The sequence below is a fragment of the Streptomyces sp. LS-MS-L19 genome, assembly GCF_058382285.1.
This window is the reverse complement of the sequence record NZ_JBYCLL010000001.1, coordinates 5,439,068-5,452,844: the sequence shown is the minus strand read 5'-3', so window position 1 is coordinate 5,452,844 and position 13,777 is coordinate 5,439,068. Positions and strand designations below refer to the sequence as shown.

At 70.7% G+C, this 13,777-nt stretch carries 17 protein-coding genes; 7 read left to right on the top strand and 10 right to left on the bottom strand.

The window, feature by feature from the left end:
• Positions 1-133 precede the first annotated feature (133 nt).
• The 3 genes from AC2XR2_RS24450 to AC2XR2_RS24440 all read right to left on the bottom strand — a co-directional run bounded on the left by AC2XR2_RS24450 (position 134) and on the right by AC2XR2_RS24440 (position 1,837).
• Positions 134-799, bottom strand: coding sequence for a DUF5063 domain-containing protein (locus AC2XR2_RS24450; protein ID WP_330265454.1), 666 nt, complete (start codon positions 797-799; stop codon positions 134-136).
• Entirely contained in the window at positions 792-1,391 is a 600-nt protein-coding gene (recR, locus tag AC2XR2_RS24445; RefSeq protein ID WP_381299099.1) for a recombination mediator RecR, read from the bottom strand. The genes AC2XR2_RS24450 and recR overlap by 8 nt, the downstream gene beginning before the upstream one ends.
• A gap of 98 nt (positions 1,392-1,489) precedes the next feature.
• Positions 1,490-1,837 (bottom strand): YbaB/EbfC family nucleoid-associated protein, encoded by a 348-nt coding sequence (locus AC2XR2_RS24440; protein ID WP_330265455.1) that lies wholly within the window; start codon positions 1,835-1,837, stop codon positions 1,490-1,492.
• Between the two features lie 252 nt (positions 1,838-2,089).
• Between AC2XR2_RS24440 and AC2XR2_RS24435 the strand changes: the two genes are divergently transcribed.
• The gene (locus tag AC2XR2_RS24435; protein WP_381299098.1) at positions 2,090-2,815 is read left to right on the top strand and encodes an SLATT domain-containing protein; all 726 of its coding nucleotides are present in this window, start codon (positions 2,090-2,092) and stop codon (positions 2,813-2,815) included.
• A gap of 7 nt (positions 2,816-2,822) precedes the next feature.
• On the opposite strand, the gene AC2XR2_RS24430 is transcribed toward AC2XR2_RS24435, so the two are convergent.
• From AC2XR2_RS24430 to AC2XR2_RS24420, 3 genes are read right to left on the bottom strand one after another with little or no spacing between them, the layout of a single operon-like run.
• Complete coding sequence (locus tag AC2XR2_RS24430) at positions 2,823-3,083, bottom strand: hypothetical protein (RefSeq protein ID WP_330265457.1); 261 nt, start codon at positions 3,081-3,083, stop codon at positions 2,823-2,825.
• Positions 3,084-3,141: 58 nt separating this feature from the next.
• Positions 3,142-3,600, bottom strand: a complete 459-nt coding sequence (locus tag AC2XR2_RS24425; protein ID WP_330265458.1) for a MarR family winged helix-turn-helix transcriptional regulator — start codon at positions 3,598-3,600, stop codon at positions 3,142-3,144.
• On the bottom strand, positions 3,597-4,202 hold the full coding sequence (locus tag AC2XR2_RS24420) for a type 1 glutamine amidotransferase family protein (protein ID WP_491516307.1): 606 nt from the start codon (positions 4,200-4,202) through the stop codon (positions 3,597-3,599). Before AC2XR2_RS24420 ends, AC2XR2_RS24425 begins: the two co-directional genes overlap by 4 nt.
• A gap of 129 nt (positions 4,203-4,331) precedes the next feature.
• On the opposite strand from AC2XR2_RS24420, the gene AC2XR2_RS24415 reads away from it, so the two are divergent.
• The 3 genes from AC2XR2_RS24415 to AC2XR2_RS24405 all read left to right on the top strand — a co-directional run bounded on the left by AC2XR2_RS24415 (position 4,332) and on the right by AC2XR2_RS24405 (position 7,265).
• Positions 4,332-5,687, top strand: a complete 1,356-nt coding sequence (locus AC2XR2_RS24415) for an aspartate aminotransferase family protein (RefSeq protein ID WP_381299096.1) — start codon at positions 4,332-4,334, stop codon at positions 5,685-5,687.
• Positions 5,688-5,779: 92 nt separating this feature from the next.
• Complete coding sequence (locus AC2XR2_RS24410) at positions 5,780-6,484, top strand: GntR family transcriptional regulator (RefSeq protein ID WP_491516306.1); 705 nt, start codon at positions 5,780-5,782, stop codon at positions 6,482-6,484.
• A gap of 130 nt (positions 6,485-6,614) precedes the next feature.
• Positions 6,615-7,265: a putative DNA-mimic protein gene (locus tag AC2XR2_RS24405; protein ID WP_030319710.1), complete on the top strand. Its 651-nt coding sequence runs from the start codon at positions 6,615-6,617 to the stop codon at positions 7,263-7,265.
• Positions 7,266-7,286: 21 nt separating this feature from the next.
• Here the strand turns inward: AC2XR2_RS24405 and AC2XR2_RS24400 are convergent, their stop codons facing one another.
• Positions 7,287-7,580: a hypothetical protein gene (locus tag AC2XR2_RS24400; RefSeq protein ID WP_381299094.1), complete on the bottom strand. Its 294-nt coding sequence runs from the start codon at positions 7,578-7,580 to the stop codon at positions 7,287-7,289.
• A gap of 257 nt (positions 7,581-7,837) precedes the next feature.
• On the opposite strand from AC2XR2_RS24400, the gene AC2XR2_RS24395 reads away from it, so the two are divergent.
• A complete protein-coding gene (locus tag AC2XR2_RS24395; protein WP_330265463.1) occupies positions 7,838-8,359 on the top strand; it encodes a hypothetical protein in 522 nt (173 codons plus the stop codon).
• Positions 8,356-8,727 carry a peptidase inhibitor family I36 protein gene (locus AC2XR2_RS24390; protein WP_381299092.1) on the top strand — a complete coding sequence of 124 codons (372 nt, stop codon included), beginning with the start codon at positions 8,356-8,358 and terminating at the stop codon, positions 8,725-8,727. Before AC2XR2_RS24395 ends, AC2XR2_RS24390 begins: the two co-directional genes overlap by 4 nt.
• Before the next feature lie 31 nt (positions 8,728-8,758).
• Here AC2XR2_RS24390 and AC2XR2_RS24385 read toward each other — a convergent pair whose 3' ends face one another.
• From AC2XR2_RS24385 to AC2XR2_RS24375, 3 genes are all read right to left on the bottom strand, one after another.
• Positions 8,759-10,567 carry a bifunctional metallophosphatase/5'-nucleotidase gene (locus AC2XR2_RS24385; RefSeq protein WP_491516305.1) on the bottom strand — a complete coding sequence of 603 codons (1,809 nt, stop codon included), beginning with the start codon at positions 10,565-10,567 and terminating at the stop codon, positions 8,759-8,761.
• A 128-nt stretch (positions 10,568-10,695) separates the two neighbouring features.
• On the bottom strand, positions 10,696-11,265 hold the full coding sequence (locus AC2XR2_RS24380; RefSeq protein WP_491516304.1) for a DUF4328 domain-containing protein: 570 nt from the start codon (positions 11,263-11,265) through the stop codon (positions 10,696-10,698).
• A gap of 139 nt (positions 11,266-11,404) precedes the next feature.
• Positions 11,405-12,688 carry an adenylosuccinate synthase gene (locus AC2XR2_RS24375; protein ID WP_330265467.1) on the bottom strand — a complete coding sequence of 428 codons (1,284 nt, stop codon included), beginning with the start codon at positions 12,686-12,688 and terminating at the stop codon, positions 11,405-11,407.
• A gap of 188 nt (positions 12,689-12,876) precedes the next feature.
• Here AC2XR2_RS24375 and AC2XR2_RS24370 point away from each other — a divergent pair, with 188 nt between their 5' ends.
• Positions 12,877-13,725, top strand: coding sequence for a diacylglycerol kinase family protein (locus AC2XR2_RS24370; protein WP_381299089.1), 849 nt, complete (start codon positions 12,877-12,879; stop codon positions 13,723-13,725).
• Positions 13,726-13,777: the final 52 nt, after the last annotated feature.

Below are 13,777 nucleotides of genomic sequence, written 5' to 3'. Positions count from 1 at the left end.
GCGGCGGGGGCACGGGCCGGGTGTGGCCGTCGTGCAGTGAGACCACCCCAGGTGCCCGCGCATTACGCCGATCCAGAAGCCAGTTCGTATGACCCGTGTCACACCGGGTCGGGAGCCGTCCCGCCCGGAGCCGTCACTTGGCGGACGACGGCCCGAGGCCCAGCGGGCCCGCGATCTCCTCCACCATCACCTTGCCGGCCTCGAACTCCAGCGTCTCGTCGCCGATGGCCTGGTCGGTGTCGAGACCGTCCAGCTCCGCCAGGGGCTGGTTCAGGCGGACGTGCGCGACCACCGACTGGAGGGCGCGCAGCGTCGCGGACGCCGTGGAGCCCCAGTTGGAGAAGTAGGAGAACTGCCACCACCACAGCGCCTCCGTGGTGCGGCCCGCGCGGTAGTGGGCCATGCCGTGGCGCAGGTCGGTGATGACGTCGGTCAGGTCGTCCGAGATACGGGCCGGCACCGGGGCCTTGCGGGGCTCGTAGGGGTCGAAGACCTCGGAGTAGACGTCGATCGGCTCCAGCAGCCGGGCGAGGTTCTCGCGGAGCTCGTCCACGTCGGCCTCCGGGCCCAGATCGGGCTCGTAGCGCTCGTCGGGGACGATGTCCTCGTGGGCGCCCAGGCGGCCGCCGGCCAGCAGGAGCTGGGAGACCTCCAGGAGGAGGAAGGGGACGGCCGAGTCGGGCTCGTCGCCCTTCGCCACCTCGATGACGGCCACCAGGAAACTCTCGACCTGGTCGGCGATCTGGACCGCGAAGTCGTCGGGGTCCTGCGCGCTCGCGTGCAGTGTGGCGTCAGACATCTAGGAGTCGTCTCCCCTCGAAGGCGCGGCCGAGGGTCACCTCGTCCGCGTATTCCAGGTCGCCACCCACCGGGAGGCCGCTGGCCAGGCGGGTGACCTTGAGGCCCATGGGCTTGATCATGCGGGCGAGGTACGTCGCTGTGGCCTCCCCCTCCAGGTTCGGGTCCGTGGCCAGGATCAGCTCGGTGACCGTACCGTCGGCCAGGCGGGCCAACAGTTCTCGTATGCGCAGATCATCGGGTCCTACACCCTCGATCGGGCTGATCGCGCCGCCCAGGACGTGGTACTTGCCACGGAACTCCCGGGTGCGCTCGATCGCCACCACGTCCTTGGGCTCCTCCACCACACAGATGACGGAGGGGTCGCGGCGGGTGTCGCGGCAGATGGTGCAGAGCTCTTCCTGGGCGACATTGCCGCAGGTCGCGCAGAAGCGGACCTTCGCCTTGACCTCCATCAGGCACTGCGCGAGCCGGCGTACGTCCGTCGGTTCCGCCTGCAGGATGTGGAAGGCGATCCGCTGGGCGCTCTTGGGACCGACGCCGGGCAGCCGCCCCAGTTCGTCGATGAGGTCCTGGACCACGCCTTCGTACAACGGACTGCCGTCCTTCCTTGGTTCCTTGCAGTACGTACGCTAGTTGGCCGGTGCCCGGCTGTGAAAGACGGGCACCGTCGAAAGACCGGGACGGCTCCCTAGAAGGGCAGCCCGGGGATGCCGCTGCCGCCGGCGCCGAGGCCCTGGGCCAGCGGGCCGAGCTTCTGCTGCTGGAGCGCCTGCGCGTTCTCGTTGGCCGCCTGTACGGCCGCCACGATCAGGTCGGCGAGGGTCTCGGTGTCCTCCGGGTCCACCGCCTTGGGGTCGATCTTCAACGCGCGCAGCTCGCCGGCTCCGGTGACGGTGGCCTTGACCAGTCCGCCGCCCGCCTGTCCGTCGACCTCGGTCCTCGCGAGCTCCTCCTGCGCGTTCGCCAGGTCCTGCTGCATCTTCTGGGCCTGCTGGAGCAGCTGCTGCATGTTGGGCTGGCCACCACCGGGGATCACGATCAGCTCCTGTGTCGGTACGGCTGTGTGGGCGAGGTTTTTCCTCCCTGGCACGAGCCTACGTGGTCGGGACGGGCGTCGCCCCAGCACTCTTTCGAGTGAGTCGACGTGGAGTCCTATACCTGATCAAGGCCCTCTTCCGAGCGGAAAAGCGACCAAAGCACCCCCTTCGCCACCCATTGGGCGGTAGGAAGGGTCCGGCACATCAGCATCAGGCGTCACGCAGGGTGACCGATCAGTAGGGAGCGCCGGGTGGCTCAGCCGGAGATGCAGCCCGAGGGCCCGCCTCAGGACGGGCGGGCGGATCTGGCCGGGCGGACGTTTCCGCTCGGCGACTGGGGCGAGCCGGCCGTGCGGCTCGACGAGCTGTACCGGTGGGTGGAGCGCGGGGCGCTGGAGACGGCGTCCTGGTATCTCGCGGACCGGGTGTGGAAGCGGCGTGGTGCGCGGGCCCTGCGGGGCGGGGCCGCGGCGGGGGCGGTGACCGGGGCGGTGCTGCCGCTGCTGGGCCTGGCCGGGGTGGCCGGGACCCGGGTCGCGGCCTGGGGGTATCTCGGGCTGCTGCTCGCGGTGGCCTGTGTCGCCGTCGACCGCTACTTCGGGGTGACGTCCGGGTGGATAAGGGACGTGGCCACCGCGCAGGCCGTGCAGCGGCGACTCCAGGTGCTCCAGTTCGACTGGGCGTCGGAGAGCGTCCGGGAGGTCCTCGGGCCGACGGAGGGCACGGCCGCGGAGGCCACGGAGCGGTGCCTGGGGGTGCTGCGGCGCTTCTCCGAGGACGTGACGGAGCTCATCCGGGTGGAGACCGCCGACTGGATCGTGGAGTTCCGCAACGGCTCGGCGCCCATGGGCATCCAGGGCGCGGTGACCTCCGGCGGCCGCCAGGACCCCGGCCACGCCCAGGGCCGCTTCCCCCTCCCCCCGGGCCCCCCGGCCAGACCGAACATGCCCCGCCAACGGCCACCGGAGCCGCGTTGACGGAGCTTCAGGGCGAGGCCGTCGCAGAAGGGGGTGCCGGTGCGGGGTCGCCGCTGTTCAGGACGGTGTGGACCGCGCTGCCGGCGCCCAGGACGACCACCAGGGCGGCGGCCACGAGGGCGGCCGTGACGGGGCGGCTGCGGGGCCCGGGCTCGCCCTCCGGCTCCGGGGTGTACGGCGCCAGGTAGGTGCCGGGCGGGAGCCGTTCGCGTGAGGGGCCGTGCTCGGGTTCCGGTTCGGCCGTGGCGTGTTCCTCCCGACCCTCCATCGCAGGCCGCCCTCCCCGAGACCGCACACCCGCACATCCGCACGACGGACTCCAGTGTCTACGTCCGTCCGCCGTCCGTCGAGAGCTGGTCGAGCACCTTGCTCAGCCGCTCCAACATCCGTACGGCGTCGGCGAGTTCGTCCTCGCCGAAGGCGTCCGCGAGCCGGTCGGCGAAGGCCGCGTGGCCCGGGTCGATCCGCCGTACGGCGGCCAGCCCCTCCTCGGTCGGCGCGAGGAGCTTGGCGCGCCGGTGGGCGGGGTTGGGCCGGTACTCGGCCAGCCCGCGCTCCACCAGCAGGTCGGCGATCCGCTGCACGCTCTGCCGGGTGATGCCCATCTCCCGGGCGATCCCGGCGACCGGCAGCGGCTGCCCCAGCACCGCGCCGAGCACCTGCCACCAGGCGGCGGTGAGCCCGGCGGGGCCCGCCAACTCGTCGGCCACGGACAGGAACCGGCCGTTGAGCCGGAAGACCCCGAGCGCGCTGCGGCTGAGCAGGTCCTGTCGTTCCCGGCTCACCGCGCGGCCGCTTTCTCCAGCACGGCGTAGGCCTGCGGGTCGGAGTCGTGGAACAGCCGGTACCAGGCGTCCAGCACCTCGCCCTCGTACACGCCCAGCAGCCGGAAGATCTCCCGGGCGAACGCGACGGGCTCGGTGGGCCCGGCGGTGATCAGTCCGCCGTCGGTCACGGCGTCCGCGTCGACGTACCGCTCCCCGCCGCCGTACCCGGTGGCCGCCAGATAGAAGGACACGGCGCTGGTGTGGGCGCGGTCGTCGAGCAGTCCCTCGCGCGCGAGTCCCGCGGTGGCCCCGCAGATCGCGGCGACCGGGACCCCGGCGGCGAGGAACTCCCGCGCCTTGCGGGCGAAGGGGGCGAGGTCGTCCGAGGTGTCCCAGAGGTCGGCGCCCGGGAGGATCAGCAGGGAGCTGTCGGACGGCCGTACGTCGTCCAGGGCGCGCGCGGGCTGGACCCGCAGGCCGCCGATGGAGGTCACCGGCTCACGGGACGGGCCGACCGTCCGGATCTCGTACCCGGCGCGGGCGAGGTAGGCCGTGGCGTGGCCCGTCTCCCAGTCGGCGAAGGTGTCGTAGACGGCGAGATGCACGGGCTTCGAAGTCATGACAACATGCTGTCATTTCGACAGGAAGCTGTCAACGGCTCGGAGCTGGACAACCTGTCGCGGAAAGCCGCCGTCCGCAGACAGGACGCCGATACCGATTCCGCATCGCGGACATTTACGCTCACCCGCATGACTCCTCAGCCACACCCCGAGGTCGGCGTCGCCGTGAAGGCCGCGGACCGTGCTCATGTGTTCCACTCCTGGTCCGCGCAGGAGCTCATCGACCCGCTCGCCGTCGCCGGTGCGGAGGGGTCGTACTTCTGGGACTACGACGGCAACCGCTATCTCGACTTCACCAGCGGGCTCGTCTACACCAACATCGGCTACCAGCACCCGAAGGTCGTCGCCGCGATACAGGAGCAGGCGGCGAGGATGACCACCTTCGCGCCCGCCTTCGCCGTCGAGGCCCGCTCGGAGGCGGCCCGGCTGATCGCCGAGCGGACCCCGGGCGACCTGGACAAGATCTTCTTCACCAACGGCGGGGCCGACGCCGTCGAGCACGCCGTGCGGATGGCCCGGCTGCACACCGGGCGGCCCAAGGTGCTCTCCGCCTACCGGTCGTACCACGGCGGCACCCAGCAGGCCGTCAACATCACCGGGGATCCCCGGCGTTGGGCCTCCGACAGCGCCTCCGCCGGGGTCGTGCACTTCTGGGCGCCCTTCCTGTACCGGTCCCGCTTCTACGCCGAGACCGAGGAGCAGGAGACCGCACGGGCGCTCGAGCACCTGGAGACGACGATCGCCTTCGAGGGGCCCGCCACCGTCGCCGCGATCGTCCTGGAGACCATCCCCGGGACCGCGGGGATCATGGTGCCGCCGCCCGGCTATCTCGCCGGAGTGCGGGAGATCTGCGACAAGTACGGGATCGTCTTCGTCCTCGACGAGGTGATGGCCGGGTTCGGGCGCACCGGTGAGTGGTTCGCCGCCGACCTGTTCGACGTCACACCCGACCTCATGACCTTCGCCAAGGGCGTCAACAGCGGATACGTGCCGCTCGGCGGGGTCGCCATCTCCGGCGCCGTCGCCGAGACCTTCGGCAAGCGGCCCTATCCCGGCGGGCTCACCTACTCCGGGCACCCGCTCGCCTGCGCCGCCGCCGTCGCGACGATCAACGTCATGGCGGAGGAGGGCGTCGTCGACAACGCCAAGCGGCTCGGTACAGCCGTCCTGGAGCCGGCGCTGGCGGAGCTCGCCGCCCGCCACCCGAGCGTCGGCGAGGTGCGGGGCGTGGGCATGTTCTGGGCCCTGGAGCTGGTGAGGAACAAGGAGACCCGCGAGCCGCTCGTGCCGTACAACGCGGCCGGCGAGGCGAACGCCCCGATGGCCGCGTTCGCGGCGGCCGCGAAGAAGCAGGGCGTCTGGCCGTTCGTCAACATGAACCGGACGCATGTCGTGCCGCCGTGCAATGTCGGCGAGGCGGAACTGAAGGAAGGGCTCGCCGCGCTGGACGTCGCGCTCTCCGTGGCGGACGAGTACACGGAGTAAACCCCGCGGACCTTCGAACGCGTAAGGTGGCGTGCTCGTAGACATATGTACGAGCACGCCATGTGCACCTGCGCGAGGGAGGCGCCCCGACGATGCCCGGCAGCAGCGGTAACGGTGCCGTCACCCGCAGCACGCTGCGGCAGCAGATCGCGGACGCGCTGCGCGACGAGGTGCTGGCCGGGCGGCTCCAGCCGGGGCAGGAGTTCACCGTGAAGGAGATCGCCGAGCAGTACGGCGTCTCCGCCACCCCGGTCCGCGAGGCGCTCGTGGACCTGTCCGCGCAGGGCCTCCTGGAGGCCGACCAGCACCGCGGCTTCCACGTCCACGAGTACTCGCTCGACGACTTCCGGGGCATGATCGAGGCCCGCAGCCTGGTCACGGACGGTATGTTCCAGGCGCTCGACGCCGGCCACCGGATCCTCCAGGAGCTCGACGAACCCCGTACGGCCGCGGCCGTGGCGGGGGTACGGCGGCGTGGCGAGGAGGCCCAGCGGGCCGCCGCCGCGGGCGACCTGAGCGTACTGATCGGCTACGACCTGCGCTTCTGGCGCGAGCTGAGCGTCCTGTTCGGCAATCCCTACCTCGCCGACTTCCTGCACCGCCTGCGGGTGCAGGCCTGGGTGTGCACGGTCCAGCATCTGCGCCGCGCCACCGCTGATCTGCGCGGCAGCCTGTGGTCCGGGCACACCGAGGTCGCCGACGCCCTGTACGAGCGCGACACCAAGACCGCCCGCGAGCTCCTCGACGCCTACAACGGCCACTATCTGACCCTCATCGAGGGCCTCACCGCCGACTGACCGCTCCCCGCACGGGTAAGGGACCACCACGACCCGCACAGGGGGCCCCGGCCCGGGACTCCAGCGACTACCCTGCCCTGACCACCGTGTGACGATATCCGCGCACCGCGAGTATCCGAGGAGCTGTCTTTTGGCCTGTGACCTGTGGCTGGTGCCGCTCGTCGACGTGTTGTGCCACACCCCGGACAACCCGTTCGCCGATGAACTCGCGCAATACAACAAGGTGCTCGCCGAGGCCGGGCTGCCGCCGGTGCCGGTGTACCAGTACATGCCGGGGCTGTCCGGCGAGGTCGCCCCGGTGGCCGGGTTCGACTACGACGCCCTGCACTTCCTGCGCCGCGCCTATCTGCTCCAGGTGTGCGGTCTCCCGGTCACCCCGGTCGACGAACTGGGCGGTGACTACGAGCAGTTGCTGGAGATGTTCGAGACGACGGCCCAGCAGTCCCATCTGGTCTGGCACTACGACCACGCGGGCGCGTACGTCCCGGTCGACTTCCCGCACCCCCTCGCCAACGACGAACTCCTCGCGGGCGGCGGCCCGTTGGGCTCCGCGCAGGCGCTGCTGCGGGAGCTGGAGTTCGTGGCCCCGGTGATCGGCATCGACCCGGCCAACCCGCCGGCGCCGCCCGAGCCGCCGCGGGCCCCCACGGAGCTGGAGGAGCCTGCCGTCCCGGCGCCCTACGACCCCAGCCCGTTCGCCCGCGAGCGCCATGTCTGGCTGGGGCTGCACGCGGCGGCGACCCGGAGCCTCGCCCAGGGCTCGATGATCATCTTCAGCTGAGGGAGGCGGCCGCTCCGAGGGTCAACGCCCAAGCTGGGACAGACCCCTCTGGACGTCCTCGTAGTTCATCACCGGGGTGTAGGTGATCTTGGCGCCCAGGTTCATGAAGAACGGCTCGCTGATCACCGGCATCAGCGAGCTGTCCTGCATGTCGAAGACCATGTAGGCGGTGCGCTGACCGTTCTCGGCGGTGAAGTAGGCCGCTTCGGGCTTGATCTGTTCCATCGACGCCTCGATCAGCTTCGACAGGGTGCCGTGGCTGATGGCCTCGTTCGCCTTCTCCGTGTCCATGGACACCTTGAGCAGTACGCGCATCGCACTCACCTTCTCCTGATCGACACACGCCGATGCACGTACTCAGAATATGCCCGTATGACCGATTTCACCTTGGCTGTGGATCGCCGTCGGCACCCGGTGGTCACCCCGCTGTCAACTGCCGGGTCGCCGCCGGGTTTTCGCGCTCCCGATCCCCATGATCGACTGAACGGGTGAATCGCCGCATACGGCCATAATCCGCTGGGCATGCAGCGCGCATGCGCCTCGTCTTGATCACCTCCGTGGGCTGAGCGTCCATGGGTTCGCGTACGGCGGCGGCCGCTTCGGCCGTCCTCGCTCTCCTCACGCTCCTCACCGCGTCCGCCTGCGCCGCCCACCCGGCGCCCAGCGCCGACGACGTCGTCAAGGCGGCCACCCGCCGGCTCACCGACGACTGCCTGACCCGCCGGGGCCTGTCCCCCGCGTCGGACGGGCAGCGCGTCGCGGACGCGCTGTTCGGCACCGGAAGAGCCGAGCTGTCGGTGCGGCTGCGCACCGGGTTCGTGGTCCGCGCCCACACCGACGGCTGCCTCGCGGCCGCACAACGGCGGCTCTACGGCGACCAGGACCGCTGGTTCCACGCCTCGGTCGTCGTCAACAACCTGAAGCCCGAGGCCGCCAGGACCGGCCGCCCGCTCGCCGAGGTCCGTGCGGCGCACCGCGCGGAGCTCGCGGAGTGGCGGCGGCTGCGCGCCCGTGCCCTCACCCAGGCGACCGCCCTGCTGGAGGGCGGCGACATCACCCGACCGAGCACCACCCACCCGAAGGGAAACCAGTGAAGCGCTTCATCGCCGTCCTGTCCGCCGGACTGCTCGCCACCGGAGCCGTCCTCGCCACCTCGGCCTCGGCCCAGGCGGCGGCCTGCGGCAGGGGGAACTTCTGCGCCTGGACCGACGCCGACTTCCAGGGCCAGAAGATCGAGTGGACCGGTGACGACGGCTGGTGGGAGGGCAACATGGCCGACCAGGACTCGTCCTGGGCCAACCACGGCATCTCGGGTCCCGGCATCAAGGACCACGTCAAGGTGTACGCGTCCGCCAACCGGCTCGGCCCCATGACCATCTGTCTCGCCCCCGGCCAGGAGGTCGGCTACAACGGCGTGGCCAACGACCGCGGCGACTCCCACACCTGGGCGGCCGGCTGCTGAGCCACCGGCCGCCCGGACGACGGGACTCCGGTCAGAAGACCGGGGTCCCGTCCTGCGTCAGCCGCCAGTTGGCGACCGCGAAGTCCTTCGGGTCGAGAGCGCCCTTGGCCGTCACGTAGTCGATCATCAGCTGGCGGATCTCGTTGGTGGAGCTGTAGGCGATGTCGGCGGCCGCGATGTGCGGGTAGCCGGAGCCGCCGTTGGCCCGGTAGTTGTTGACGGCGACGACGAAGACCTGGTCGTCGGCGACCGAAGTGCCGTTGTAGGACAGGTTCTTGATGCGGGAGCCCTCGGCCGCCGCGATGTCGATGTCGTACGACACACCGGCCGCCGTGTCGTACATGTAGTCCCAGAAGCTGTTGGCGTTGGTGAGGGTCGCGGTGTCGACCTTCGTGCCCGCCGGGACCTGGTGGTAGTACTTCGCCGCGTACTCCAGGTAGTCCTTGAGCTGGGCGCCGGTGAGCTTCTTGCCGTAGAGGGTGTTGTCGTAGATGTAGAGCCCGGCGATGTCCTTGATGGTGACGCTGCCGGCCGGGATGTCGGCGGTGCGGGAGAAGGGCGCGGCGACCGAGATCAGCGGGAGCGCGGCGTCGGCGGTCGAGAGCCCCGCCTTGACCGTGTCCATCTGGACCTGGTGGATGAAGTCCATGATGGGGACATCCTTCCAGCAGGACTCGGCGGCCGAGAGGTCCTCGGTGCAGGTGCCGACCGGGGTGTTGACGTACTTCACGACCAGCTCGTGGTCGGCCTCCAGGAGCTTCTTGATCTCCGGGTCCTCGTCGACCGTGTTGGGGTTGAGGGTCTGCGCGGTCTTCTTGGTGACCTTCCACTGCCCGTGCACGAGTTCCAGCTCGAAGTCGAAGACGCTCAGCCGGTAGCCCCAGCAGTACGGCTCGGAGAGCAGGACGTCCTCGCCGGTCTCCTCGTTCTTCACGGTGTACGACGGCACCTCGACGTGGGTGTGGCCGACCAGGATCGCGTCGATGCCGGGGACCTGCTGCGCGACGAGGTTGGAGGCGTTCTCGACGTACGGGAGCTCGTCGCCGTACGACGAACTGCCGTCCAGGCCCGAGTGGTCGGTGAGGAAGACGACGTCACAGCCGAGGGCCCGGAGCCGGGGCACGTACTTCTTCGCCTGCTCGACCAGGCCGGGGAAGACCATCTTCCCGCTGACGTTGTCCTTGTCCCACAGGGCGATGCCGGGGTTGGTGAGGCCGAGGATGCCGACCTTGATGTCGGGGGCGCCCGGCACGCAGATCCGCTTCACGGTGTACGGCTGGAAGGCGGGCCTCAGCGTCTTCGCGTCGAGGGCGTTGGCGCCGAGCAGCGGGAAGCGGCACTGGCTCTCGAACTTCCTGAGCACCTCGATGCCGTAGTTGAACTCGTGGTTGCCGAGGGCGGCGGCGTCGTAGCGCATGTGGTTCATGGCGACGGCCATCGGGTGCTTGGCGGCGCCCTTGTCGGTGATGGGCTGCACGCGGGCGAAGTAGTAGGCCAGGGAGGTGCCCTGGATGATGTCGCCGGCGTCGACGAGCAGCACGTGCTCCTCGCCCTTGGCGGCGCGCTGCTGCTTGACGAGGGTGGCGACGCGGGCGACACCGACGGAGTTGCCGGCCTTGTCGCTGTAGGCGGCGTCCAGGTAGTAGTCCCAGTCGAAGACGTGGCTGTGCAGGTCGGTGGTGCCGAGGATGGAGAAGGTCCAGGTCTTCGGGACCTTGGCGGGCTTGTGCTCGGCGGCCTGGGCGGCGGGCGCTCCCGCCGTCCCCGCGACGGCCACGGCGGCACCGGTGACGGCCGACTTCTTCACGAAAGCACGGCGGTTCATGGGACTGACGGGCATGCAGAGCTCCTGGAAACGTGGCGCGACGCGCGTAGACATGGAGGCGTGCGGGGCTACTCGCGTAGAGCGTGACGGCTGCCGGGCCGCCCGGGAAACCAGGAATCGACCATGTCCCGTTCAAGGATGAGTCAGCTCGGCCGGCCGGGAGGGGCCGCCGTGACGCGCTCGATGACGAGCCCCAGCAGCGCGGCCGCCGCGAGCATGAGCGCCTCCGCCAGCACGAGGAGGGCCATCGACCCGGGGGCCACCCGGCTCGCCACCACGAGCACCACCGCGTGCGCGACCCAGGCCGCCCACCACAGGTTCACCAGCGTCGTGCCCCGCTGCCGCTCCCAGGACGCGGAGCTCGCGCGCCCGATGTCGAGGACGAGCCGACGCGGGACGAAGAGGTTGACCACCGGCACGAACCACGCGCCGATCGTCCAGCCCCGGCTCGGCAACGCGGCCCCGGGGGACAGCTCCTGGGCATTGCTCCGGGACCGGGCGAGCCATACGAGGAACAGCACGGTCGCCAGTGTCATGGTGTAGACGAAGACCATGGACAGGGTGCCCGACCGGTGCAGGGCCGCGGCCGAGGGGTGCAGGTGGTCGTCCCGGACGGCGACCGCGCGGAACGCGTCCGCGACGGCGGCCGCCGCCAGCGCCGCCTGGGCACAGCGGGCGAGGACCCGGGGAGTTCTGCGGGCGGTGTCCGTCATGGTCTTCGGCCTGTCCGGGAGGCGTGCGGGGCCGCGGCGGGCGCCGGGGCAGGGTGATCATAGGAGCCTCGACGACGACGGAGCCGCCCCGGGTGGGGCGGCTCCGCGGTGAGCGTGCCTGACCAGTCCGGCCCGGGGGTCAGAGGAACGAGTTGATCTCGATCGTCTCGTCGCGGCCCGGGCCGACGCCGATCGCGGAGATCGGGGCGCCGGACATCTCCTCCAGCGCCTTCACGTAGTCCTGGGCGTTCTTCGGGAGATCGGCGAAGGTCTTGGCCTTCGTGATGTCCTCGCTCCAGCCGGGCAGGTACTCGTAGACCGGCTTCGCGTGGTGGAAGTCGGTCTGGGAGTACGGGAGTTCCTCGACGCGCTGCCCGTCGATCTCGTAGGCCACGCAGACCGGGATCTGCTCCCAGCCGGTGAGGACGTCGAGCTTGGTGAGGAAGAAGTCGGTGAGGCCGTTGACGCGGGTCGCGTAGCGGGCGATCACCGCGTCGAACCAGCCGCAGCGACGGTCACGGCCGGTGGTGACACCCCGCTCACCGCCGATGCGGCGCAGCGCCTCGCCGTCCTCGTCGAAGAGTTCGGTGGGGAAGGGGCCGGAGCCGACCCGGGTCGTGTAGGCCTTCAGGATGCCGATGACCCGGCTGATCTTCGTCGGGCCCACGCCGGCGCCGGTGCACGCGCCACCCGCGGTGGGGTTGGAGGACGTGACGAAGGGATAGGTCCCGTGGTCGATGTCCAGGAGCGTGCCCTGGCCGCCCTCGAACAGGACGACCTTGTCCTGCTCCAGGGCCTGGTTGAGGACCAGGACGGTGTCGGCGACGTACGGCTTCAGCCGGTCCGCGTAGCTCAGCAGCTCCTCGACGACCTGCCCGACCTCGATGGCCCGGCGGTTGAAGACCTTGGTCAGGAGCTGGTTCTTGCCGTCGAGGGCCGCCTCGACCTTCTGGGTCAGGATCGACTCGTCGTACAGGTCCTGGATGCGGATGCCCACGCGGTTGATCTTGTCGGCGTAGGTCGGGCCGATGCCGCGACCGGTGGTGCCGATCTTGCGCTTTCCGAGGAAGCGTTCCGTCACCTTGTCCACGGTGACGTTGTACGGCGTGATGATGTGGGCGTTACCGCTGATCAGGAGCTTGGAGGTGTCGACGCCGCGGTCGTTCAGTCCGTTCAGCTCGGAGAACAGGACCGACGGATCGACGACGACACCGTTGCCGATGACCGGGGTGCACCCCGGAGACAGGATTCCGGAAGGGAGGAGGTGGAGGGCGTACTTCTGATCGCCCACGACTACCGTGTGGCCGGCGTTGTTGCCGCCCTGGTAGCGCACCACATAGTCCACCGAGCCACCGAGCAGGTCGGTCGCCTTTCCCTTGCCTTCGTCACCCCACTGAGCACCGAGCAGCACAAGTGCGGGCACGCGCGTACACCCCTTCCGGGCGGGGCATGTCCAAGGTCAGGGGTGTACGCGTACGGTTTGCCGTCGCATGCACCAACGGCCGTCGTCGGCCGCTGCCCGTCGGACCCGGATGCCCCGGAATAGACGAAGCCCCTGGCGCAATAGCGCAAGGGGCTCTTGCACAAAGATGCTACCCGAGGAAGCGAGGCATGGCCGAGGTGGCGACTTCCGCGACTTCCGATCAGCTGCTCGTGGTGATCGATCCGGTCGCCCGGAAGACGGACGGCGAGTCCGTACGGATCGTGAAAGACGTGCTCAGCGCGGGTGCGGCGACGAAGGTGTGTCTGCCGGAGGATCCCGAGGAGTTCGCCCGGGCGCTGGCCCGGCGGGGCTCGCGGCGGCCGGTGGTGGTCGGTGACGACCGGGCGCTGATGCGGGCGGTGGTGCAGCTGCACCGGCAGCGGGAGCTGGCCGAATGTGTGCTGTCGGTGGTGCCGGTGGGCCCGGCCCTCGGCGTCGCCCGTGCGCTGGGGCTGCCCACGGGGGCGGTGGCGGCCGCGCGGGCGGTCCTGGACGGGGCCGAGCGGCGCCTGGACATGCTGGTGGACGACAGCGACGGGGTGGTCCTCGGGGCGCTGCGGATCCCCGCCCTGGTCGCCCGGGAGGAGCCGGTGGAGGCCGCGCGGCCCTGGCTGCGGACCTGCCAGTCCCTCGTACGGACCCTGGTGCCGGCCCGTCCCGCCCGGGAGAGCGCGCCTGCCGTTCCTGGCCCCTCGCGGCTGCGGGTGGAGGTCGACGGGGTGACGCTGGTGGACCTGGACCAGCCCCTGGAGGCGGTCTCGGTGACCCCGGGCTCCGGCGGCGGCGGCCTGGCCTCGGTGGAGGTACGCCGGCTGTCGGTGGGCGCGGAGGCGTCCCCGCTGCTGGCCACGGGCAGGACGGTGACCGTCACGGGCGCGGACTTCCGGTACCGGGCGGACGCGGGAGTGGGAGGACCGGTACGACGGCGGACGTGGACGGTACGGGAGGGAGCGTTGCGGCTCACTGTGCCGCGGTGAGCCCTTCGAGGCGTACGGGGTCAGCGCCGGGTGAGCTCTTGCGGGCGCTCGG